Genomic DNA, 21109 nt, shown 5'->3' on the forward strand with positions numbered 1-21109 from the left:
CATGGCCATCCGCGGTCCCAGACTTGAATTCTCCGTCGGCGCCTTCCTGCTGCTGGCCCTGGCCTCGCTGCTGGTGCTGGCCGTGGCTTCCACCAACCAGCGCTGGGCGCTGGGCGGCGGTGGCTACGAGCTGAAGGCCCGTTTCTCCCAGATCGGCCAGCTGCGCAAGCAGGCGCCGGTGAAGATCGGCGGGGTGACCATCGGCCAGGTGGCCAAGATCGAGCTGGACCCGGTCAAGTTCGATTCGGTGGTGACCCTGCGCCTGGACAGCAACGTCAAGGACCTGCCGGCCGACACCTCCGCGGGCATATTCACCAGCGGTTTGCTGGGCGAGAGTTATATCGGACTGCAGCCGGGCGGTGATCCGGACGTGCTCAAGCCCGGTGAGGAGATCGTCTTCACCCAGCCGGCCGTGGACCTGATCCAGCTGGTTGGCAAATACATGTTCGGTGGCGGCGCCAGTGGCGGCGCCGGCCAGGACGCCCCTGACGGCGCGAAGGCGCCCGCAACGGAATCGCACCCATGACACTGAAACTGTTCCCGGTCCTGCTCGCCTCGGCCCTGCTGGCCGCGACCCCGGCCCTGGCGCTGGCCCAGGCCACCCCCGCTGCCGCCGCCGCCCCGCAGGGGCAGGCCGGCAAGGTGGTGATCGATGCCAGCACCCGCATCCTGACCACGCTGCAGCAGCGCAAGGCCGAGTTCACCAGCAACCCGGCAAGCCTGCGCACCTTCATCGACAGCGAGCTCAACCGCACCTTCGACCGCGACTACGCGGCCCGGCTGGTGCTGGGCACCCACGCCCGCGGCGCTTCGGATGCGGACATCAAGCTGTTCGCCGACGCCATGGCCGACAACCTGATGCAGCGCTACGGCTCGACCCTGCTCAACATCCAGGGCAAGCCCAGCTTCCGCCTGAAGGGTGAAAGCCCGCTGCCGGGCAACCGCGGCGTGCGCGTGAGCACCGAACTGGTGCGCGCCGGCAACGAACCGACCCCGGTGGAGTACTGGATGCGCAATGAAGGCGGCCAGTGGAAGATCTTCGACGTGAACATCGAAGGCATCTCCTACGTGCAGACCTTCCGCAACCAGTTCGATGCCCCGCTGCGCCAGAAGGGCATCAAGCAGGTCGCCGCCGACCTGCGCAGCGGCAGCATGCAGGCCGGACCGGCGGGCAATGGCAAGTAACAGCGCCACCGCCCAGCTGGACGGCGACACGCTGCACCTGCGTGGCGTGCTCGACCGTGCAGCGGTGATCGCCCTGTGGCCGCAGCTGCGCGCCCTGCCGGCAGGCATCCAGCGCGTGGCGCTGGCCGAGGTGCCGCGCGTGGACAGCGCCGGGCTGGCACTGCTGGCCGAACTGGCCGCACGCGCACGTGCCGCCGGGCGCACGCTGGCCATCGATGGCGCACCGGCCGGCTACAACGAACTGGGGGCCGCCTACCGGCTGTCCCCGGACCTGGACTTCAACGGTACCTCTGCCGCGAGCTGACATGAACGTCGTACGCACCCTCCCCCTGATCGTGCTGGCTGCCGCGCTCAGCGCGTGTGCCGGCAAACCGGCCCGCGACAGCGCGCCCGTGGCCGACACCCTGGTGCCGGCCCGCGATGCGGCTGCGGCACCGGCCGACACCCCCGCCCCTTCCCCAGCCGCCACGCCGGTGGCTGCGGCCGACACGGTCAGCGCACCGGCACCGGCCGCCGACGTCGGCACGGCGACGGCCGCAACGACGGCTCCCCCGGGCGACGACGGCGGCGATGCCGACTTCGACGCCCTGTACGGCAACAGCGGCGCCTCCAGCGCGGCCTACGATCCGTGGGAACCGTTCAACCGCCGCGTGCACCGCTTCAACGTGGCGGTGGACAACACCGTCGCCCGTCCGCTGGCGACCGCGTATACCCACGTGGTGCCGCGCTTCGCCCGCACCGGCGTGAGCAACTTCTTCAACAACCTGCGCTCGCCGGTAACCATCGTCAACCAGCTGCTGCAGGGCCGCCCGGATGATGCCTGGGACAGCCTGGGCCGCTTCCTGATGAACACCACGCTGGGCATCGGCGGCCTGTTCGACCCGGCCAGCAAGGCGATGGTCGCCAATCGTCGCGAAGACTTCGGCCAGACCCTGGGGGCCTGGGGCTGGCGCAACTCGCGCTACGTGGAACTGCCGTTCTTCGGCCCGCGTACCGTGCGTGATGTGTTCGGCCTGGCCGGCGACATCCCGCTCTCGCCGATCCGCACGGTCGAGGAAGACAAGGTCCGCATCGGCCTGCAGGGCCTGCAGCTGGTGGATACCCGCGCGCAGCTGCTGGCGGTGGACGACCTGCGTGATTCGGCGGTGGACGAGTACGCGCTGGTGCGCGATGCCTGGCTGCAGCGCCGCAACTACCAGATCGAGAACGACCTGCGCGGCAAGCACCACCGTGGCAAGGACGACCCGAATTCGCCGATCCCGGTCGACGCCATGCCGATGCCGCAGTGGAGCCACTGAGGTCACCCGGCACGGCATGAAAAAACCCCGCCTGTGCGGGGTTTTTCTTTTACGGTAGGTGCCAACCCTGGTTGGCACACCTCTTTGCTCAGGCCGCCAGCGCTGCGTCCACGGCCTCGCGCAGGCGCGCGTCATCGGCGGCCACATCCGGGGCGAAGCGGGCGATCACCGCACCATCGCGGCCGATCAGGAACTTCTCGAAGTTCCACAGCACCGCCGGCGCGGCATGGATCGGAATGTCCTTGCCGGCCAGGCGCTCGCGCAGCGGGCCTTCGCCCACCGACTGCGGCTGCGCGGCGGTGAGCTGCGCGTACAGCGGATGGATGTCATCGCCGGCCACGCTGATCTTGGCGAACATCGGGAAGCTGACGTCATAGGTCAGCTGGCAGAACTGCTGGATTTCCGCCTCGCTGCCCGGCTCCTGGCCGAGGAAGTTGTTGGCGGGGAAACCCAGCACTTCCAGGCCCTGGCCCTGCTTTTCCGCATACAGCGCCTGCAGCCCTTCGTACTGCGGGGTCAGCCCGCACTTGGAAGCGACGTTGACCACCAGCAGCACCTTGCCGCGGTAATCGGCCAGCGAGGACGGCTGGCCGTCGATGGTGGTGAGGGAAACATCCTGGATCGACTGGCTCATGGGGCTTGTGGCCGCAACGGGAATGGGCTGCCAGCATACCCGTGCCGATGATGTTCCCGGTGACAGGCACGGTGAGGGATTCATCCGGCGATGGCCTGGCGATGATGGATGGCCGCATGCGCTCGGCGCGGTGGCGGGGTACCCCCGCTTGGCGTGGACCTGCCGGGTAGAGCCCGGCCTGGCTGCGGTGTGGTGCAGTCGGTTCAATCCACGCAGAGCGTGCCCTGCGCCACGCCACCATCGATGCGCTGGCGGCAACCGAAGTTCTCGCTGATGTCACGCTGGCAGGTACCGGTGGCCTTGCTGCCGGGCACCACCTCGCCGCTGGCCAGGCACTGGCCGCTGCAATCACTGCCGGTGCTGCAGGCCTTGCCGGCGTCGGCATAGGGAATCACGCACTGCACGCGCTGCAGCCGGCCCAGCGGCTGCAAGGTGCCACCGGCCGCCTGGCAGTCCACATCCAGCGCGTCCTGGTAGGCCTGTGCGGCCTCGCTGCCGGCCGGGCCCGTCGCGGCGGCCGGCGTGCTGGCCGCGATATGGCCAGTGTCTTCGGCCGCCGGAGTACTGCTGCAGGCCGCCAGCAGCAGGGCAAGGCACAGGCCCGCAAGGTGATGGACGCGCATGGAAACTCCTGGGGGCGGCGGAAAGGCCGCCAGCATACGCGCCCGGGGATGCAGGCCGCGTGTCAGCCCTGCGGGTCAGCCACGGTCTTCCTCGCCTTCCTGGGCGGCCAGCTGCTGCAGCGGGTCCGGTGCCAGTTCCGGTGGCAGCGCGCGCTTGCCCTTGCTGCCCAGTTCGGCCAACCGGCGCGCGCGGTTGATCGCCGACTGCGGTGAATCCAGCAGGCGGTTGCGGGCCTCGCCATAGGCCTTGCCTGCATCCTCCAGCTTCCGACCCATGGCATTGAACTCCTGCAGGAAGCCGGTCAGGGCATCGAGCACCAGGCCGCCGGCCTCGCTGATCTTCAGTGCCTGCTTCTGCACCTTGTCGCGGGTCCACAGCCGCTCGGCCACGCGCAGCAGGGCCATCAGCGTGTTGGGCGACGCGAACACCACGCGGTTGTCGAAGGCATAGGACTGCAGCGCGCCATCGGCGCCCAGCGCCGCCGACAACGCGCCTTCGATCGGCACGAACGCGATGGTGATGTCCAGCGTGTCGCTGCCCAGTGCCTTGGGGTAGTTCTTGTCCCCCAGGTCCTTCACATGCTGCCGCAGCGCCACGGCATGCCGGCGCAGTGCATCCTCGGCCACCTCGGGCGTGGTGGCATTCATCGCTTCCTGCCAGGCGATCAGGTTGACCTTGCTGTCGATCACCACGCTGCGGTCATCGGGGAAGCGCACCACGACGTCCGGGCGCAACCGGGCACCGTCATCGTCCACGGCGTGCTTCTGCCGCTGGTAGTGCACGCCCTCTTCCAGGCCCGAGCCGCGCAGCACGTTGTCGAGCATCAGCTCGCCCCAGTCGCCACGGACCTTGGCGCTGCCCTTGAGTGCGTTGGTCAGCGCGGCCGCCTGGGCGGCCATGTCCTGGTTGAGCGTCTTCAGCTCGCCTACCGCACCCAGCAGGCTGGCACGCTGGCGCGCCTCTTCCCCGTAAAGCGTATCGACGCGGGTACGGAAGTCGCCCAGCTTGTCGGCGAACGGCTTGAGCAGGACCTCGATGTCCGCGCGCGACTGCACCGTGGCGTCGCGCACGTTCTTCTCGAACTGCTGGCCGCGCTCGTCGAACACCTTGCCGGCCAGCTCGGCGAAGGCGCCGGACAGCTTCTCCCTGGCCGTGTCCAGGTACACGCGCAGCTCGGCGCTGGCACGCTCGGAGTGCTGCAGGTTGGCCACCGCGCGCGCATGCTCGCCATGCAGCTGCTGGTAGCGCTGCTGTTCCTGCTGCAGTTCCTGCCGGGCCTGCGCAAGCGCCTGCTGGGCCTGCAGCAGCAAGGATTCGCGCTCGGCCAGGCGTGCATCACGGCCGGCGGCCAGGGCGGTTTCCCGCTCGATGCGGCCCGTCAGGCTGGTCACCACCTGTGCCTGCTGCAGGCCACGGCCACGCTCGCCTTCCAGTTCGGCCAGCAGCGTCTCCAGGCGGCCGCGCAGCTGGCCGGCATCGACCAGGGCAAGCCGGTGGGCTTCGCGTTCCTGCGCAAGCTGGGCCTGCGCATCGTCGGGGGCCGCCGCGTGCCCGGTCCTGCGCCAGAGCAGGACCAGCACCACCAGCGCGGCAATCAACAGGACGACGGCCAGCGTCGTGAGGACTTCGATGTTCATGCCGCCAGTGTATCTCCGCTACGCTGGGCACAGGCCACTGCACGCTCCTGCCAGCACATGCTAGAACTGTACGGAAAGCCCACCTCCATCAATGTGCGCAAGGTGCTGTGGCTGTGCGCGGAACTGGGCCTGTCACCGGCCCATGTGCCCGACCCCGCGCCGGCGCAGCTGGCCGGTCTGAATCCCAATGCGCAGGTGCCGGTGCTGCGTGATGGCCACTTCATCCTGTGGGAATCCAACAGCATCTGCCGTTACCTGGCCGCGCGCGAAGGGCGCCATGACCTGCTGCCCAGCGCGCCGCAGGCGCGTGCACGGGTGGAACAGTGGATGGACTGGCAGGCCACCGACCTCAACGGCGCGTGGCGGCATGTCTTCATGGCCCGTGTACGCCAGCACCCGCAGTGGCCGGATGATGCGCGCGCCGAGGCAAGCCTGGGCCACTGGAACCAGCTGATGGCGATCCTCGATGCGCAGCTGGCCACCACCGGCGCCTGCGTCGTGGGCGAGACCTTCACGCTGGCCGACATCGTGCTGGGCCTGTCCACCCAGCGCTGGCGCAGCACACCGGGCAACCGGCCGGCACTGCCGCACCTGCAGGCCTGGTTCGAACGCCTGCGTCCACGCCCCGGCTTTGCCGGGTACGTGGACAACGGCGTGGCCTAGCGGGCCCCGCTGCGGGGCCCCTGCCTCACCAGCCTTCCAGCACGATCTTGCCCTTGGCACGGTGGCTTTCCACCAGCGCGTGCGCGCGTCGCAGGTTGGCAGCGTTGATGCGCCCGAAGTGCTCGCCCAGCGTGGTGCGCAGCACACCGCGGTCGATCAGCTCGGCCACACGGTTGAGGATGACGTGCTGCTGCTGCATGTCGGCGGTCTTGTACAGCGGGCGGGTGAACATCGATTCCCAGTGCAGCGACAGCGCCTTGCGCTTGAGCGCCATCACATCGATCTGGCCCGGGTCGTCGATCAGGCCGAACTGGCCCTGCGGTGCCAGCACCTCCACGATCTGCGCGAAGTAGTCGCCACTGTGGGTCAGGCTGGCCACATGGTCGACCTGGGCGATGCCCAGCCGTGCCAGGCTGTCGGCCAGCGGCTGGTGGTGGTCGATCACATGGTGCGCGCCCATCGCATAGACCCAGTCCTGGGTTTCCGGGCGCGAGGCGGTGCCGATCACGGTCAGCTGGGTCAGCTGGCGCGCCAGCTGCACCAGGATCGACCCCACGCCGCCACCGGCGCCGATCACCAGCAGGGCCTGGCCCTGGCCGCCACCTTCGGCGATGCGCAGGCGGTCGAACAGCAGCTCCCAGGCGGTCAGCGCGGTCAGCGGCAGCGCCGCGGCGGCGGCGTCATCGAGGCTGGCCGGCTTGCGGCCGACGCTGCGCTCGTCCACCAGGTGGTATTCGGCGTTGCTGCCCGGGCGGTCGATCACGCCGGCGTAGTACACCGCATCGCCGGGCTGGAACAGGGTCACCTCGCTGCCGACGGCATCAACCACGCCGACGGCATCCCAGCCCAGTACGCGCGGGCCATCGGTGGCCACGCCACGGCGCACCTTGGTATCCACAGGGTTCACGGCCACCGCGTGCACGGCCACGCGCAGGTCGCGCGGGCCCGGGGTGGGCTTGTCCAGCTCCAGATCGACCAGCGCGGTGGTGTCGTCGATCGGCAGGCCGGCGTGGGTATAGGCAATGGCACGCATCGGGAAACTCCAGGGGGGAAAGAAAGGAGGCCCATCGTGGCCGCTGCGGCAGGCGCGACAAAGGCGCACAATCGGGCATCACTTTCACTCCAGCAATGAAAATGGTCCGCTTCGACGATCTGCACCTGTTCGCCCGCACCGCCGCGCTGGGCAGCTTCTCCCAGGCCGCGAGGGAGGCCGACCTGCTGCCCGGGCAGGTCGCCGCCGCGGTGGCGCGGCTGGAGCGCGAGCTGGACCTGCGCCTGTTCGCGCGCACCACCCGCAGCCTGCGCCTGACCGCCGAGGGCGCGCTGTACCTGCCCTATGCGCAGGACGTGCTGGCCACCCTGCGCGAGGGCCAGGCCCGCGTGCAGGGCGAGGACGCCGAACTGCGCGGCACGCTGCAGGTGGCGGCCCCGTCGGACCTGGGCCGCAACGTGCTGCTGCCCTGGCTGACCGCCTTCCGCGCCGCGCACCCGAAACTGCGCCTGCACCTGCAGCTGTCCGACCAGGTCACCAACGTGTTCCGCGACCCGGTGGACATCGCCTTCCGCCTGGGCCGCCTCGATGACGCCAGCCATGTCGCCCTGCCCCTGCTGGAGGACAACCGGCGGGTCCTGGTGGCCGCACCGTCCTACCTGCAGCGGCACGGCACGCCAGCCAGCCTGGAGGCGCTGAAGGAGCACGCCTGCGTGCTGTTCCAGCTGGGCGGGCGCACCTATGACCGCTGGGGCTTCGATGTGGAGGGCCGGCAGGTGGTGGTATCGGTGCGCGGCCACCTGGAATGCGACGACGCCGACGTGGTGCGGCGCTGGGTGGTGGCCGGCGAAGGCATCACCTACAAATCCTGGCTGGACGTGCGCGAGGACGTGCTGGCCGGGCGCCTGCAGGTGCTGCTGGGCGGCGCTGGCCAGCAGCTGCCGCTGAACCTGGTCTGCCCGCACCGCAAGCAGTTCTCCCCCGCCGTGCGGCAGCTGCACGCGCAGCTGGTGCAGCACCTGCAACCGCTGCTGTCCGGGTTGCCGGGCCACGCGGGCTGACCTCTGTCGCCACGTGCGGCGGTGCAGCACAATGGCGGTCTTCCGTTGCCGATGAGATCGCTGCCATGCCGTGGATGGGCATCCAGGACCTGTGGACGTTCCTGGTCGCTGTGCTGGTGTTCCTGGCCCTGCCGGGCCCGGGAACCTTCACCCTGCTCACCGCGACCGGCCGGGGTGGGGTCCGCGGCGGCTACACCGCGCTGGCCGGGCTGGCCGTCGGCGACCAGATCCTGATGTGGCTGGCGCTGGCCGGCGTGGCTGCACTGCTCAAGGCCAACCCGCTGGTGTTCCACGCGGTGCAGTACCTGGGCGCGGCCTACCTGGTGTGGGTCGGCATCGGCCTGCTGCGCACCCGCAAGGCTACCGGGGACGGCGATGACACGGCCAGCCCGGGCGGCATCCGCCTGCACCCGGGGCACTACTTCCGCCAGGCGATCATGGTCAGCCTGCTCAACCCCAAGGCCATCCTGTTCTACATGGCCTTCCTGCCGCTGTTCATCGACCCCAGGGCGCACCAGGGCATCGCCACCTTCGCCGCCCTGGCCGCGATCATCCTGGTGGTCAGCGTGGCGTACTGCTCGCTGCTGATCTGGGTCGGCAACCTGGCCCGCCGCCGCCTGATCCAGCACCCGCGGGTCAGCGATGCACTGCGCCGCGTGGCCGGCCTGTTCCTGGTGGGCTTCGGCATCCGCCTGGGCCTGAACGGCTGAGACCGCCGACCGGTACGCGGCAGGGCGGCGCGATTGTGCCGATTCCGGCAGCAACGATCGCTGGCGGCGTGCGGTCCAGCGGCTGTGACCACCGTCAGTAGTATTGCTGCGCCGCATTCGGTCACACTCGGGGACTTGTCGTTCTTTGCCATTCCCCCGAGGCCTGCATGTCCCTGCTCCGGCGCAAGTCCCTAGATTCCGTCACCGTCCACGAAGAGGGACGGCGGCTGGTCCCCACCCTGAGCTGGCCGCACCTGATCGCGCTGGGCATCGGCGCCATCGTCGGTACCGGCATCTACACGCTGATCGGCGTGGGTGCCAACCTGGCCGGCCCGGCGGTGCTGATCTCCTTCGCCGTGGCCGGTGCGGTGTGCGCCTGCGCCGCGCTGTCCTACGCCGAACTGTCGACCATGATGCCGGCGGCCGGCAGCGCCTATACCTACAGCTACAGCGCGCTGGGCGAAGTATTCGCCTGGATCGTGGGCTGGAGCCTGATCCTGGAGTATTCGCTGGTGGTCAGTACGGTAGCGGTCGGCTGGTCCGGCTACTTCGTCGGCTTCCTGGAATGGACCCACACCCAGTTCGGCTGGAACCTGGCATTGCCCGCGGCCCTGGCGGCCGGGCCGCATGTGGAAGGCGGCATGATCAACCTGCCGGCGATCGTCATCACCTGGCTGGTGGCCGGCATGCTGATGGCCGGCACCAAGGAAAGCGCAACCCTCAACGCCATCCTGGTGGTGTTCAAGCTGATCGCCCTGGCCATCTTCGTGGCCGTGGCCCTGCCCGCCTTCGACAGCAGCAACCTGCAGCCGTTCATGCCCTATGGCTTTGCCAAATCACTGGGCCCGGACGGGGTGGAACGCGGCGTGATGGCTGCTGCGGCGATCATCTTCTTCGCCTTCTACGGCTTCGATGCCATCTCCACCGCCGCCGAGGAAACCAAGAACCCGGGCCGTGACCTGTCCATCGGCATCATCGGCTCGATGGTCGGCTGCACCATCGTCTATGTGCTGGTGGCGCTGGCCGCCGTGGGCGCGATGAGCTACGCCGTGTTCGGCCACAGCGCCGAGCCGCTGGCGCTGATCATGCGCCAGCTGGGCCACCCGACCGCGGCGATGGTGATCGGCGTGATCGCGATCATCGCCCTGCCGACGGTGCTGCTGGCCTTCCTGTACGGGCAGAGCCGCATCTTCTTCGTGATGAGCCGCGACGGCCTGCTGCCGCGCGGGCTGTCCAAGGTCAACGCCCGCACCGGCACGCCGGTGGCAACCACGCTGTTCACTGCGCTGGTGGTGTCGGCCCTGGCCGGCGTGGCCCGCCTGGACGAGATCGCCGCCCTGGCCAACGCCGGCACCCTGGGCGCGTTCACGGCGGTGGGCATCTGCCTGGTGGTGCTGCGGGTGCGCGAACCGGACCGTGCGCGCACCTTCCGCACCCCGCTGGCCTTCGTGGTCGGGCCGCTGGCGGCGCTGGGCTGCATCTACCTGTTCATCAGCCTGCCGCACACCACCCAGTTGTACTTCCTGGTGTGGAACGTGGCCGGCCTGGTGCTGTACTTCGCCTACAGCCGCCGCCACGCGCTGATCGGGAAGTAACCAGGCCACCAGGCCTGGGCGGGGCGGTCGAACCCGGGAACGCACCACGCTGGCGTGGCACATGGCGGCAGTGCCACGCGTTGGCCTGCCGCGTCCATTACACTCGCCGCAGCCCCCGGCGTACTGCAGCGCACGCGGCAGTACGCCACGAACGGAAGCACCGATGTCCACGCCTCTGCCCCCCGCTATTCCCCTGCCTGCAACACCGCAGACGACCGCGGCGCCGGACGCCGCGCCGGCCACGCTGGCCCAGCTCAAGCACGAGGTGCTGCCGGCGCTGTTCGCCGGGCGCATCGACATCGGCCGCTATGGTCCGCCCGGGCTGGCGCAGGCCAGCGTCGAACCGTCGTGGCATGACGGCAGCACCACCGCGCTGGCCCAGGCACTGGGTGAACTGGTGGCGCGCCTGCCCGAGCATGATCCACGCGCGCTGCTGCAGGCCGGTACGTGGTGGCAGCGCTTCACCGGTGCGGATATCGAAGCGCGCCTGCGCCGCCGCATCGCCATGGGCAGCAATACCGTACTGATGGGCGACATCGAACAGCAGGCCGTGGCGGTGCGCGCCAATGCCGAGCTGCTGCAGGCACGCCTGAAACACCACGATGCGCTTGCCGCCCAGCTGCAGGTCTACATCGATGCCGGCCTGCAGTTCCTGCAGGAACTGCCCGCCGATGCCGCCGATGACAGCGACCCGCTGCGCCTGGACCGCCCGGTCGAACGCCTGCAGCGCCGCGTGGCCAACCTCACTGCCCTGCAGGGCAGCCATGCGATGAGCCGCATGCAGCTGCAGCTGGCGCGCCGCAACGCCATCGAACTGCTGGACCGCTACAGCGAAACCGTGGAGATCCTGCTGCCGATCTGGCGCCAGACCATCCTGGCGCTGCACAACGCCGACGACGCCAGCGCGCAGATGGTGGCCAGCGCGGCGCAGGCACAGGACCAGTTGATGCAGGCACTGCAGCAGCTGCTGCAGCCCACCGGAGCGGCCGCATGAAGACCCGTATCGACGATCCGCTGAAGGTGCCCGGGCTGCAGGCCCGCGTCGAAGCCGTGCCCGGCCTGCGCGCGCTGTACCGGCGCGGCTCGTTCGCACGCACGCTGGGGCTGGCCTGCTTCCCGCTGCTGCTGCCCCTGCTGGTGCTGGTGGCAACATTGGATGGGCAGATGAGCGGTACGCCGCCGCTGGCCCATGTGCCGGCCGGTTTCGGCGACAGCATCAGCCCGATGCAGGCGGCGCTGTACAGCCTGATGTCCGGCGTGCTGGCGCTGGTGTGGATCGGTTTCGGCCTGCGCAACGTGCTGCGCAACCGTGGCGTGCGTCACTTCACCTTCTCGACCCTGATCGGCGGCACGGTGCTGGCAGGCATCATCGGCACCAGCGGCGTCGTCACCCCGGACGAGTCCCCCACTGCCAGCGGCGAAGGGGCCGCCCTGAGCTTCACCAAGCTGGAAGCGCTGGTCCAGAGCCCGGACTTTTCACGTTTCACGCCGGCCTGGCAGGCCTACCTGCAGGCCCAGCGGTCATTGGACATCAGCGAACACACGCTGACGGACACGGGGTTGGCCATCGCCCGCGGCCAGGACATCGGCATCGCCGTGCCGACCACGATGCAGGTCCGGTTCGAGACCAAGGCGGGGCTTCCCCATTCGGCCCGCAGCCAGGCCTGGCTGCAGGCGCACCGCACGCATCTGGCGGTGGTGGGCCTGCTGGGATCGCTGGCAGGCGGGTTGATACTGGTCATGCTGGTGCTGGGCATCGCGCTGACCGTGCTGGGCTACCACGTGCGTGGCCGCGCCCGGGTCATCAACGGACTGCTGCAGCAGCTGCAGCCCCCGCCGCTGCCACCGGCGATACCGGTGCCTGCACCGGCGTGATGCGATGGCCGGCCACCGGTGCCGGCCCTGCGGCCGGCCCGGGGTACGACGGGCGCTGGCTCAGTCCAGCACGCGGCAGAACACCGCCTTGAGGTAACGCGATTCCTGCACGTGCGCCATGAACGGATGGTCCGGGCCGGCGCCGGCCACCTTCAGGATCTGGATGGTGCGGCCGGAATAGAACGCGGCACGGCGCAGCATGTCCAGGAACTGGTCCTCGGCCACCAGGCCGGTGCACGAGAACGTGGCGAACAGACCACCGGGCTTGACCACGCCCAGCGCCAGCTTGTTCATGTCCAGGTACTTCTTCAGCGCGGTGATGACCTGGTCGCGGTCGCGGGTCATCTTGGCCGGGTCCAGGATCACCACGTCGTACTGCTCGCCACGGTTGGCGGCATCACGCAGCCACGGGAAGATGTCGGCCTGGACGAACTTCGGGCGCGCGTTGTTGAGCTTGGCGTTGCCCTTGGCGATCTGGATCACGTCCTGGTCGATGTCCACGCCCAGCACCTCGCTGGCCCCGCGGGCGGCGGCATACACCGCAAAGCCACCGGTGTTGCAGCACAGGTCCAGCACGCTCTTGCCTTCCACCTGCTGGCTCAGCCACTGGCGGTTCTCGCGCTGGTCGGCGAAGAAGCCGGTCTTGTGCGCGCCGGCCGGGTCAGCCCGGAAGCGGATGCCGTACTCGGTGATGACCGCCGGTTCGGTGCCGGTGTTGCCGTGGAAATCAAAGCTCTCCTGCTTCTGCACGTGTTCGTCGGCGAAGCTGTGGAAACGGCAGCCCGGGAACTGCGCGCGCAGGGCGTCGTAGACCCATTCGCGGTGGCGGAACATGCCGGCGGCGAAGAACTCGACCACGATCAGGTCGCCGTAGCGGTCCACCACCAGGCCCGACAGGCCATCGCCTTCGCTGTGCACCACGCGCCAGGCATCGGACACCGCATCGAGCTTGAGCACCTCACGGCGCAGCGACACGGCCTGGGCGATCTTGTCGGCGAACCAGCCCGCGTCCACGGCCACGTCCTGGCGGGTTTCCAGGATGCGCACAGCGATGCGCGAGTGTCCGTTGTAGAAGCCACGGCCGATGAATTCGCCGTCGATGCCGACCACATCGACGATGGTGCCGGGCTTGGGCCGGACAGCCGGCTTCTCGACCAGTTTCTGGAAGATCCACGGGTGGCTGGAGCGCCACGCGTTCTTGAGGCGGACAACGGGAAGGGGGGTATTCATCCACCTATTGTAAACCGGGGGCCGGGGTCAGATCCCCGCAGGGGCCTTGCCCCCATGGCAGGCAGCGCGCGTGCCTGCATTTGACGGCGGCCCGGCCAGGCCGCAGAATCGGGGCCAGAAGGGGAGTAGCTCCCAGACGTTGTCGCCGTCATTTCGAGCCCGCAGGCTCCGGTGCAACGGCAGTTCCGGCCGACCGGGACTGCGAGCGAGACCTTCGCCGTACCGGCGAAGCTCTGTCCCCTGGATCCCCTCCCGATCCTCCGTTGCAGATCCTCGCCGTCACGGCTCGAGGCATTCATCTTTCCAACGGATATTTCCCAATGCAGACGATCGGTAACGTGTGGTTGTGGGGCGGCTTCGCGGCGGTGGTGGTCATCGCCCTGCTGGTCGACCTGGTGTTGATGCGCCACGGTGGCCCGCACAAGGTCACCTTCAAGGAGGCCCTGTGGTGGTCCATCGGCTGGGTCGCGCTGGCCCTGCTGTTCAACGCCGGCCTGTGGTACTACCTGAACGAGACCGCCGGCCAGGTGGTGGCCAACAAGGTCGGCCTGGAGTTCCTGACCGGCTACCTGGTCGAGAAGGCCCTGGCGGTGGACAACATCTTTGTCTTCCTGATGATCATGAGCTACTTCGCGGTGCCGGAGGAGCAGCGCCAGAAGGTGCTGATCATCGGCATCCTGGGTGCGATCGTGCTGCGTACGATCATGATCTTCGCCGGCAGCGTGCTGATCACCCAGTTCCACTGGCTGCTGTACGTGTTCGGCGCCTTCCTGCTGTTCACCGGCTGGAAGATGTGGTTCGCCGCCGGCCAGGAGCCGGACCTGGAAACCAACCCCGCCCTGCGCTGGATGCGCAGGCACCTGCGCCTGCTGCCCGGCTATGAAGGAAATGCGCTGAGCGTCAAGCGCGATGGCGTGCGCTGGTTCACCCCGCTGTTCGCGGTGCTGATCCTGATCGCGGTCACCGACGTGATCTTCGCGGTGGACAGCATCCCGGCCATCTTCGCCATCACCACCGACCCGTTCATCGTGCTCACCTCCAACGTGTTCGCGGTGCTGGGCCTGCGTGCGATGTTCTTCCTGCTGGCCGGCATGGCCGACCGCTTCCACCTGCTGCCCTACGGCCTGGCCCTGGTGCTGGCGTTCATCGGCATCAAGATGCTGCTGATCGACATCTTCAAGATCCCCACCCCGATCTCGCTGGGCGTGGTGGCGGTCATCATCGCGGCCACCGTGGTGCTGAGCCTGAAGAACCCGCCCAAGGAAGGCGCGGCCTGACGGCAGCGGCCCGGGCAGCGGATTGTCCCGCTGCCCGGGCCGATTTTCCCATCGGCCGCGCCTTGCATTCGCCGCGGCCGATGCCATTGCTGAAGGTATGAACACCAACGCGCCCCTGCCCGCCGGCACCGCCCCGGCCCCCCGCAGCGACCGCATGCGGGTCCTGCGTGCCTTCAACCTCAGCCTGGCCGCCGTGCTGGTGCTGATGGCGATCTTCGCCCTGCAGGGCCAGTTCGACTGGCGACCGTGGGCAGTGTCGCCGCTGGAATCGAAGGGCCTGCTGGGCCTGGTCGGTGGCCCGCTGCTGCATGGCTCGGTGCAGCACATCATTTCCAACAGCATCGCCATCCTGATCCTGGGCACGCTGGCCGGCAGCGTGTACCCCAAGGCCACCCTGCGCGCGCTGCCGCTGCTGTGGGTGGGCTCCGGGCTGGGCGCGTGGCTGCTGGGCGACCCGGGCAGCTACCACCTCGGCGCCAGCGGGGTGACCCATGGCCTGATGTTCCTGCTGGCCAGTCTGGGCCTGCTGCGCCGCGACCGCGCGGCCATCGCCACCGGCCTGATCGGCGTGCTGTTCTACGGCGGCATGCTGATGACGGTGCTGCCGCATGCCGACGGCGTGTCCTGGCAGTCGCACATGGGCGGTGCGTTCGCCGGCATCATCGCCGCGCTGCTGTTCCGCCACAGCGATCCGCTGCCGCCACGCCAGCGCTACAGCTGGGAAGATGAAGAAGACGAGGCCGAAGCACGGGCCGACGATGAACTGGAACCGCCGTCGCCGCGCCGCGTCCCGGTGCTGTGGCAGCCGCGCGAGGGGCAGGATTACGTGGTGATTCCGTTCCGCCGCCCGGACGACCCGCGCGGTTGATCGGGGCCCGGACCCCACCTGGCATCTTCATGACCCGGTCGTGGCCGACCTTGGTCGGCGCTCCTGCTGCAGGCCAACCAAGGTTGGCCACACTACCGGAGCACGCGGACCAGCGCGGGTCAGTCCGCTGCGTTCCCCGCCGCGCCCATCCCATCCACCGCCGTGCGGCCCAAGGCCGGGTCGTCGGTGAAGAACGCATCGATGCCGGTGGCCAGGTAGGCGCGCATCTCGGCGATCGAGCCTTCCGGGTTGCGCGCGTTCTCCCCGCCCTTGCGCAGGTTGCTGGCCATGAATGAATTCTCGGGCCGGAAGGTGTACGGAATCACCATCAGGCCGGCCGCATGCGCATCGTGCACCAGCGCGGTCGGCGTACCCAACGCGCCCTTGGCATCGAGCGGAATGATCGAGCGCAGCTCCGGGCCGATGCTGTCGGCGTAGGTGGCGATCTCCTTCAGCCCGGCCGGGGTCATCATCTGTGCGTAGGTCAGCTTGCCCCCTGCCTTGGCGATGTCCGCCGGCTGGGTATCGCCCTTCCACAGCAGCTGCAGCAGGCGGATGTTGCTGCTGCGGCCGATCCTGCCGCGCAGGTAACGCAGGTTGGCGGTCTCGAACGACTGGATCGTCACCGGCCCCACGTTGGTGTACGGCGTGCCGCGGATCGCCGCCAGCAGCGCGTCTTCCATCGGCAGGCCGATGGACTGGAAATAGGTCGGGTGCTTGATCTCCGGCACCAGGCCGATGCCACGGTTGGCCCGGCCCGCCTGTACCACCAGGAAGGCGATGATTTCATCCAGCGAGGCGATGCGGAACTGGCCATCGTTGGCGGTGCCACGGATGGCCGGCAGGCGTTCGCGCGCATAGAGCGTCTTCAGCTCGGCCAGGGTGAAGTCTTCGGTGAACCAGCCTTCCACCTTCTGCCCGTCGATCACCTTGGTGGTCCTGCGGCCCGCGAACTCGGGGTGCGAGGCCACATCGGTGGTACCCCCGATCTCGTTCTCGTGGCGGGCCACCATCACCCCGTCCTTGGTCATCACCAGATCGGGCTCGATGTAATCGGCACCATCGCCGATGGCCTGCGCATAGGCGGCCAGGGTGTGCTCGGGCAGCAGGGCGCTGGCACCGCGGTGGCCGTAGACGGACACCTTGGCCGCGGCCGTGGGAGTGGACTCAGCGCTCATGGCCACCGATGGTGCCACGGCCAGCGACAACAACACGGCAAAACCCAACACCTTCACAGCGACATCCCCAAGCGGTATGTGATGGCGGTCAGTATGCGGCGGGAATGTGACAGGCGGGGGTAGCGCCGCAGCACCGTCGGTAGATCCACGCCATGCGTGGATGCACGCGCGGTGGGATGCGTGCGTTTACTTGCCGATGCAGAAACTGGAGAAGATCCTGCCCAGCAGGTCATCGGCACTCATCTGCCCGGTGATCTCGCCCAGCGCATCGTGCGCCAGCCGCAGCTCCTCGGCGGCCAGCTCCAGGTACTCATGTGCCAGCTCGCCGTCGGCCCGCTGCGCATGGTCCTGCGCGCGTTCGATCGCATCGACGTGACGGGTGCGTGCGGAGAACTCGCCGTCCACCTGCTCCCCGGCCCCGGCCGAGGCGATCGCACGCAACCGCACATGCAGATCCTCCAGCCCGGCACCGGTGGCGGCCGAGACGAACACGCGGTCCGGGTCATCCCCTGCCGGCACGCCATCGAGCAGGTCGCACTTGTTGTGGATGTAGACCTTGTGCGGCACGGCCCGCACCGCCTCACCGATGGCCGCTTCACCGGCCGCCGGATCGCGTGCGTCCAGCACGATCAATGCCAGGTCGGTGCGTTCGATCTCCACGTGCGCACGGCGCATGCCTTCGCGTTCGATGGCATCGCCGCCATCGCGCAGGCCGGCGGTATCGACCAGGGTCAGCTCCAGGCCATCCAGGCGGATGGTCTCGCGCAGGGTATCGCGGGTGGTGCCGGCGATGTCGGTGACGATGGCGCGCTCACTGCCGGCCAAGGCATTGAGCAAGGAACTCTTGCCGGCATTGGGCGGGCCGATCAGCACCGCGTGCAGGCCATCGCGCAGGCGACGGCCGCGCTCGGCGTCGCGACGCAGCAGGTCCAGGTCGCTGCGTGCCTGCGCCAGTCCCCGCCTGACCTGCGCACCGCCCAGCGTATCCAGGGGTTCATCGACGAAATCGATCGCCGCTTCGACATGGATGCGCAGCCGCACCAGCTGCTCGACCACCGCCTCGATGCGGCGCGAGAACACCCCATCCAGTGAGCGGCGGGCCGCGCGCGCGGCGCGGTTGTCACCGGCGGCGATCAGGTCGGCGATGGCCTCGGCCTGGGCCAGGTCGAGCTTGCCGTTGAGGAAAGCCCGTTCGCTGAATTCACCGGCGCGTGCCTGGCGCGCGCCCAGGGCGATGCAGCGCGCCACCAGCTGCTGCAGCAACACCGGGCTGCCATGGCCCTGCAGTTCCACCACATCCTCACCGGTGAAGCTGTTCGGCGCCGGGAACCACAGCACGATGCCATCGTCGATCACCTCGCCCTCGGCATCGCGCAGGCGCGCGTAATGCGCATGGCGCGGGCGCAGTGCCTTCACCCCGAGCGCCGTGGCGATGGCCGTCGCGCGCGGGCCGGACAGGCGCAGCAGGCCCACACCACCGGCCCCCGGTGCGGAGGCGATGGCGACGATGGTGGCGATCGTGGTCGGTGCGGTCATGGCTTACAGCTTCTCCAGCTGCGCGCGCGCCTGGGCGGCGCCACTGCCCTGCGGCTGCAGCGCCAGGTAGGTGGTGTAGGCCTGCTTTGCCCTGGGCTTGTCGCCGGCATGGAAATAGGCATCGCCCAGGTTCAGGTAGGCCACGGCGCGTGAGGGGTCGATCTTGACGGTGTTCTCCAGCCAGCGCGCTGCCTCGGCGTAGCGCTGCTGGCGGTAGTACACAAAGCCCAGGTTGTTGGCTGCCAGGGCGAAGTCCGGGCGCAGCTTCAGCGCTTCGGTGAACTGGGCCACCGCTTCGTCGTAGCGCTTCTCGCGGTACAGCTGCAGGCCGCGGTCGTTGGCCTGCTGCGCGCGCTGGCGGTCGGAGGTCGGCACCGCGCTGGGCACCACCAGGGTCTTGCTGCCGCCCTGCAGGTCGGCCACCGTCACCGGCGCATCGGACTGGCCCTTGGCTGTCTTGGCGTCCTGTGCGGCGTCCACGCGGGTGTTCAGCGCAATTGCCTCCGGCGAGAGCTGCTGGGTGTCGGCGGTCAGGTATTCCTGGCTGCCCGGCAACTGGAACACGAACTCGCCGCCCTGCGAGCCGGGCAGGCTGCCGAACGCCGGGGTCTGTCGCGATACCGCCGACACCGCCGGGGCCACGTACGCGGCCAGCTCGGTGCCGGTGATCAGGCCATCGCCGTTCAGATCGGCCTTGCCGGCCAGCGCCTGCAGCAGCACCCAGGTGAACACCGAATGGCCGTTGGGGCCGGCATCGGCCACCTGCTGGTCGGCCCCGCCGGCAGTGAGCATCTGCCGCGCGCTGCGCTTGGCGTTCTCGCGCAGGAACGAGGACGACGCCGGGCCGCCACGGGTCAGGCCCAGGCCGCTGTAGCAGGCGTCCATCACGAACATCACGTGCTTGGCCTGCAGGCTCTCGGCGATGTTCTGGATGTCGGTCATGGCGATGGCGTCGGTGGCGAACTCGTTGGGATCCGAATCCACCGGGATGATGTAGCCCAGGTCGCGCCCGGAGGCGAGCCGGCGCGTCGCACCATGGCCGGCGAAGAACACGAACACGCGATCGTTGCGGCCGGTGCGGTCGTCGGCCAGGCGGTCATGGAAGGCGGCCAGGATGTTGTTGCGGGTGGCCTGCTGGTTCTTCAGCACGATCACCTGCGAGGACGGGAAACCGAACTGGCCCGTCAGCGTATCGGCGATGGCCTGGGCATCGTGGCTGGCGTATTCCAGCTTCGGCCATTTGGCATAGTCGTCCACGCCGATGACGATGGCCCACGACTTGTCGTAGCCGGTGGTGACGGTGGCATCGCTGTTGCTGGCGCCCTTGCGTGCGCGGCTGACGCTGAAATCGCGGCCGTTCCAGCCGGCGAACTGGTAGCCGTCGGCAATCAGCCGGTCCAGGATCTGCGGCAGTGCCTTCACCGCGCGGTCGTGGATGTCGTGGAACAGGATGATGCCGCGCTGTTCCTTGTTCACCTGGTCGAGCACGCGCTGCACGATGGATTCGGGTACCGGGTCTGCCCAGTCCATCGAGTCGATGTTCCACATGATCGACTTCAACCCGGCCTCGTTGAGCAGCTGCAGGCCTTCGGCATTGCGCGCGCCGTACGGGAAGCGGAACAGCGGGGCACGCTTGCTGTCCACATCCTTCAGCAGGGTGTCGGTGTCGAGCACCTGCTGGCGCAGCGCGTCACCGGTGGTGCGCGAGAGCTGGGCGTGGGTCAGGCTGTGGTTGCCCACCGCGTAGCCCTGCTCCATCAGGTTGCGGCTGATCTTGGCCATCGGGCCAAGGGTGGCCTTGCCATCGGCACCGATGCTGCCCAGGTTGCGGCCCACTTCAAAGAACACACCCGGCACGTCGTAGCGTTGCAGGATGGCCACCACTTCATCGGTATAGGCCTTGTGCGGGCCATCATCGAAGGTCAGCACGACGGTCTTGGCCGGCAGGTCGCGCCCGAACACTTCGCGGTCGCTGTCCTTCATCGACATCGGGTACGGCTCGATCACGCCGTAGTCGCGCAGGATCGCGTCGCGGGTGTACAGCGTGCGCAGGTGGCCGACGTAGTCCTCCCACTTCTCGCGCTTGAGCGCGATGGCGCGGGTGCGGTCGAAGCGGCTGAAGATGCGGGTCAGTTCCTGGTTGTAGCTGCGCTCGATCTCATCCAGCGCGTCCAGGTCCTCACCGATGCGGCGGTGCAGCTTCACCGCCGGCAGGGAGGAATCGGTACCGACCCGGTCCTTGAGGTCACGCAGCACTTCGCGGAAAGCCAGGCGGTCGGCATCGAACAGTTCCGGTGCCGATTCCACGTAGTCCAGCACGGTGCCCAGGGTGGCAAAACGCTGGGCGCTGCCACTGCGCAGCAGGGCGTCGAACTGGCCGGCAATGGCCGCGCGCTGTTCCAGCGTGTCATGGAACAGCTGCTGGCCGATCTGGCTGGAGCGGGTGCGGTCGGCCGGTGACTGCTGCGCTTCGTCGGCAAGCAGCACGATGATGCGGCGATGGCTGTCGAGCTGCTTCTGCAGCGCGCTCAGCAGCGGCGCGGCTGCAGGGTCGGCGGCGGCGGCGGCCTGTGCGCTGGGCTGGGTCGCAGCCGCCTGCCCTTCCTGGCCAGGTACCGCACCGTCGCGGCTGCAGCCGGCGACGGCCAGGGTCAGCAGCAGGGAGGGAACGAACAGGCGGAATGACGACGCACGCGGCATGGCGGACTCGGAAGCGGGGACACGGTGTGGGGGCGATTCTAACCCCG

Annotated in this window: 20 protein-coding genes; 12 read left to right on the forward strand and 8 right to left on the reverse strand. The window is 68.9% G+C overall.

Translation table 11 applies throughout. From position 1 onward, the window contains the following. Nucleotide 1 precedes the first annotated feature (1 nt). From mlaD to Q9R17_RS08240, 4 genes are read left to right on the forward strand one after another with little or no spacing between them, the layout of a single operon-like run. Nucleotides 2-526, forward strand: coding sequence for an outer membrane lipid asymmetry maintenance protein MlaD (mlaD, locus tag Q9R17_RS08225; protein WP_308157924.1), 525 nt, complete (start codon nucleotides 2-4; stop codon nucleotides 524-526). Further along, entirely contained in the window at nucleotides 523-1185 is a 663-nt protein-coding gene (locus tag Q9R17_RS08230) for an ABC transporter substrate-binding protein (protein ID WP_308157925.1), read from the forward strand. Before mlaD ends, Q9R17_RS08230 begins: the two co-directional genes overlap by 4 nt. Further along, nucleotides 1175-1489, forward strand: coding sequence for an STAS domain-containing protein (locus Q9R17_RS08235; RefSeq protein ID WP_308157926.1), 315 nt, complete (start codon nucleotides 1175-1177; stop codon nucleotides 1487-1489). Before Q9R17_RS08230 ends, Q9R17_RS08235 begins: the two co-directional genes overlap by 11 nt. A 1-nt stretch (nucleotide 1490) precedes the next feature. After that, on the forward strand, nucleotides 1491-2483 hold the full coding sequence (locus tag Q9R17_RS08240) for a VacJ family lipoprotein (protein WP_308157927.1): 993 nt from the start codon (nucleotides 1491-1493) through the stop codon (nucleotides 2481-2483). 88 nt (nucleotides 2484-2571) lie between these two features. On the opposite strand, the gene Q9R17_RS08245 is transcribed toward Q9R17_RS08240, so the two are convergent. The 3 genes from Q9R17_RS08245 to Q9R17_RS08255 all read right to left on the reverse strand — a co-directional run bounded on the left by Q9R17_RS08245 (nucleotide 2572) and on the right by Q9R17_RS08255 (nucleotide 5378). Then, nucleotides 2572-3117, reverse strand: a complete 546-nt coding sequence (locus Q9R17_RS08245; RefSeq protein ID WP_308157928.1) for a glutathione peroxidase — start codon at nucleotides 3115-3117, stop codon at nucleotides 2572-2574. Nucleotides 3118-3320: 203 nt separating this feature from the next. Then, nucleotides 3321-3740, reverse strand: a complete 420-nt coding sequence (locus Q9R17_RS08250) for a hypothetical protein (protein ID WP_308157929.1) — start codon at nucleotides 3738-3740, stop codon at nucleotides 3321-3323. Nucleotides 3741-3815: 75 nt separating this feature from the next. Beyond that, a complete protein-coding gene (locus Q9R17_RS08255) occupies nucleotides 3816-5378 on the reverse strand; it encodes a DNA recombination protein RmuC (protein ID WP_308157930.1) in 1563 nt (520 codons plus the stop codon). Between the two features lie 57 nt (nucleotides 5379-5435). Here Q9R17_RS08255 and Q9R17_RS08260 point away from each other — a divergent pair, with 57 nt between their 5' ends. Continuing rightward, nucleotides 5436-6041: a glutathione S-transferase N-terminal domain-containing protein gene (locus tag Q9R17_RS08260; protein WP_308157931.1), complete on the forward strand. Its 606-nt coding sequence runs from the start codon at nucleotides 5436-5438 to the stop codon at nucleotides 6039-6041. A gap of 25 nt (nucleotides 6042-6066) precedes the next feature. Here the strand turns inward: Q9R17_RS08260 and Q9R17_RS08265 are convergent, their stop codons facing one another. After that, a complete protein-coding gene (locus Q9R17_RS08265; protein WP_308157932.1) occupies nucleotides 6067-7074 on the reverse strand; it encodes a zinc-binding alcohol dehydrogenase family protein in 1008 nt (335 codons plus the stop codon). Nucleotides 7075-7169: 95 nt separating this feature from the next. Between Q9R17_RS08265 and Q9R17_RS08270 the strand changes: the two genes are divergently transcribed. From Q9R17_RS08270 to Q9R17_RS08290, 5 genes are all read left to right on the forward strand, one after another. Further along, the gene (locus Q9R17_RS08270) at nucleotides 7170-8093 is read left to right on the forward strand and encodes a LysR family transcriptional regulator (RefSeq protein ID WP_308157933.1); all 924 of its coding nucleotides are present in this window, start codon (nucleotides 7170-7172) and stop codon (nucleotides 8091-8093) included. Nucleotides 8094-8158: 65 nt separating this feature from the next. Then, a complete protein-coding gene (leuE, locus tag Q9R17_RS08275; RefSeq protein WP_308157934.1) occupies nucleotides 8159-8803 on the forward strand; it encodes a leucine efflux protein LeuE in 645 nt (214 codons plus the stop codon). A 167-nt stretch (nucleotides 8804-8970) separates the two neighbouring features. Continuing rightward, entirely contained in the window at nucleotides 8971-10398 is a 1428-nt protein-coding gene (locus tag Q9R17_RS08280; RefSeq protein ID WP_308157935.1) for an amino acid permease, read from the forward strand. A gap of 163 nt (nucleotides 10399-10561) precedes the next feature. Beyond that, nucleotides 10562-11392 carry a protein klaA gene (locus tag Q9R17_RS08285; RefSeq protein WP_308157936.1) on the forward strand — a complete coding sequence of 277 codons (831 nt, stop codon included), beginning with the start codon at nucleotides 10562-10564 and terminating at the stop codon, nucleotides 11390-11392. Continuing rightward, complete coding sequence (locus Q9R17_RS08290; RefSeq protein WP_308157937.1) at nucleotides 11389-12273, forward strand: hypothetical protein; 885 nt, start codon at nucleotides 11389-11391, stop codon at nucleotides 12271-12273. Before Q9R17_RS08285 ends, Q9R17_RS08290 begins: the two co-directional genes overlap by 4 nt. 60 nt (nucleotides 12274-12333) lie before the next feature. Here Q9R17_RS08290 and Q9R17_RS08295 read toward each other — a convergent pair whose 3' ends face one another. Further along, the gene (locus Q9R17_RS08295; RefSeq protein WP_308157938.1) at nucleotides 12334-13503 is read right to left on the reverse strand and encodes a class I SAM-dependent rRNA methyltransferase; all 1170 of its coding nucleotides are present in this window, start codon (nucleotides 13501-13503) and stop codon (nucleotides 12334-12336) included. Nucleotides 13504-13823: 320 nt separating this feature from the next. On the opposite strand from Q9R17_RS08295, the gene Q9R17_RS08300 reads away from it, so the two are divergent. Both Q9R17_RS08300 and Q9R17_RS08305 read left to right on the forward strand, forming a co-directional pair. Beyond that, nucleotides 13824-14780: a TerC family protein gene (locus Q9R17_RS08300; protein ID WP_308157939.1), complete on the forward strand. Its 957-nt coding sequence runs from the start codon at nucleotides 13824-13826 to the stop codon at nucleotides 14778-14780. 97 nt (nucleotides 14781-14877) lie between these two features. Next, complete coding sequence (locus tag Q9R17_RS08305; RefSeq protein ID WP_308157940.1) at nucleotides 14878-15648, forward strand: rhomboid family intramembrane serine protease; 771 nt, start codon at nucleotides 14878-14880, stop codon at nucleotides 15646-15648. Between the two features lie 119 nt (nucleotides 15649-15767). Here Q9R17_RS08305 and Q9R17_RS08310 read toward each other — a convergent pair whose 3' ends face one another. From Q9R17_RS08310 to Q9R17_RS08320, 3 genes are all read right to left on the reverse strand, one after another. Then, nucleotides 15768-16883: a glycerophosphodiester phosphodiesterase gene (locus tag Q9R17_RS08310; protein ID WP_308157941.1), complete on the reverse strand. Its 1116-nt coding sequence runs from the start codon at nucleotides 16881-16883 to the stop codon at nucleotides 15768-15770. Between the two features lie 129 nt (nucleotides 16884-17012). Further along, nucleotides 17013-18362 carry a tRNA uridine-5-carboxymethylaminomethyl(34) synthesis GTPase MnmE gene (gene mnmE / locus Q9R17_RS08315; protein WP_308157942.1) on the reverse strand — a complete coding sequence of 450 codons (1350 nt, stop codon included), beginning with the start codon at nucleotides 18360-18362 and terminating at the stop codon, nucleotides 17013-17015. A gap of 3 nt (nucleotides 18363-18365) precedes the next feature. After that, entirely contained in the window at nucleotides 18366-21062 is a 2697-nt protein-coding gene (locus Q9R17_RS08320; protein WP_308157943.1) for a polysaccharide deacetylase family protein, read from the reverse strand. Nucleotides 21063-21109 lie beyond the last annotated feature (47 nt).

It is taken from the genome of Stenotrophomonas sp. 24(2023) (assembly GCF_030913365.1).
GTDB lineage: Bacteria > Pseudomonadota > Gammaproteobacteria > Xanthomonadales > Xanthomonadaceae > Stenotrophomonas.

Bases quoted from the DNA above. Each gene is read 5' to 3' on its own strand.
- Q9R17_RS08270 (WP_308157933.1), top strand. From the start codon at position 7,170: ATGAAAATGGTCCGCTTCGACGATCTGCACCTGTTCGCCCGCACCGCC.
- Q9R17_RS08230 (WP_308157925.1), top strand. From the start codon at position 523: ATGACACTGAAACTGTTCCCGGTCCTGCTCGCCTCGGCCCTGCTGGCC.
- Q9R17_RS08280 (WP_308157935.1), top strand. From the start codon at position 8,971: ATGTCCCTGCTCCGGCGCAAGTCCCTAGATTCCGTCACCGTCCACGAA.
- Q9R17_RS08300 (WP_308157939.1), top strand. From the start codon at position 13,824: ATGCAGACGATCGGTAACGTGTGGTTGTGGGGCGGCTTCGCGGCGGTG.
- Q9R17_RS08290 (WP_308157937.1), top strand. From the start codon at position 11,389: ATGAAGACCCGTATCGACGATCCGCTGAAGGTGCCCGGGCTGCAGGCC.
- Q9R17_RS08265 (WP_308157932.1), bottom strand. From the start codon at position 7,074: ATGCGTGCCATTGCCTATACCCACGCCGGCCTGCCGATCGACGACACC.
- Q9R17_RS08285 (WP_308157936.1), top strand. From the start codon at position 10,562: ATGTCCACGCCTCTGCCCCCCGCTATTCCCCTGCCTGCAACACCGCAG.
- Q9R17_RS08240 (WP_308157927.1), top strand. From the start codon at position 1,491: ATGAACGTCGTACGCACCCTCCCCCTGATCGTGCTGGCTGCCGCGCTC.
- mnmE (WP_308157942.1), bottom strand. From the start codon at position 18,362: ATGACCGCACCGACCACGATCGCCACCATCGTCGCCATCGCCTCCGCA.
- Q9R17_RS08260 (WP_308157931.1), top strand. From the start codon at position 5,436: ATGCTAGAACTGTACGGAAAGCCCACCTCCATCAATGTGCGCAAGGTG.
- mlaD (WP_308157924.1), top strand. From the start codon at position 2: ATGGCCATCCGCGGTCCCAGACTTGAATTCTCCGTCGGCGCCTTCCTG.
- leuE (WP_308157934.1), top strand. From the start codon at position 8,159: ATGCCGTGGATGGGCATCCAGGACCTGTGGACGTTCCTGGTCGCTGTG.
- Q9R17_RS08305 (WP_308157940.1), top strand. From the start codon at position 14,878: ATGAACACCAACGCGCCCCTGCCCGCCGGCACCGCCCCGGCCCCCCGC.
- Q9R17_RS08295 (WP_308157938.1), bottom strand. From the start codon at position 13,503: ATGAATACCCCCCTTCCCGTTGTCCGCCTCAAGAACGCGTGGCGCTCC.
- Q9R17_RS08320 (WP_308157943.1), bottom strand. From the start codon at position 21,062: ATGCCGCGTGCGTCGTCATTCCGCCTGTTCGTTCCCTCCCTGCTGCTG.
- Q9R17_RS08245 (WP_308157928.1), bottom strand. From the start codon at position 3,117: ATGAGCCAGTCGATCCAGGATGTTTCCCTCACCACCATCGACGGCCAG.
- Q9R17_RS08250 (WP_308157929.1), bottom strand. From the start codon at position 3,740: ATGCGCGTCCATCACCTTGCGGGCCTGTGCCTTGCCCTGCTGCTGGCG.
- Q9R17_RS08235 (WP_308157926.1), top strand. From the start codon at position 1,175: ATGGCAAGTAACAGCGCCACCGCCCAGCTGGACGGCGACACGCTGCAC.
- Q9R17_RS08255 (WP_308157930.1), bottom strand. From the start codon at position 5,378: ATGAACATCGAAGTCCTCACGACGCTGGCCGTCGTCCTGTTGATTGCC.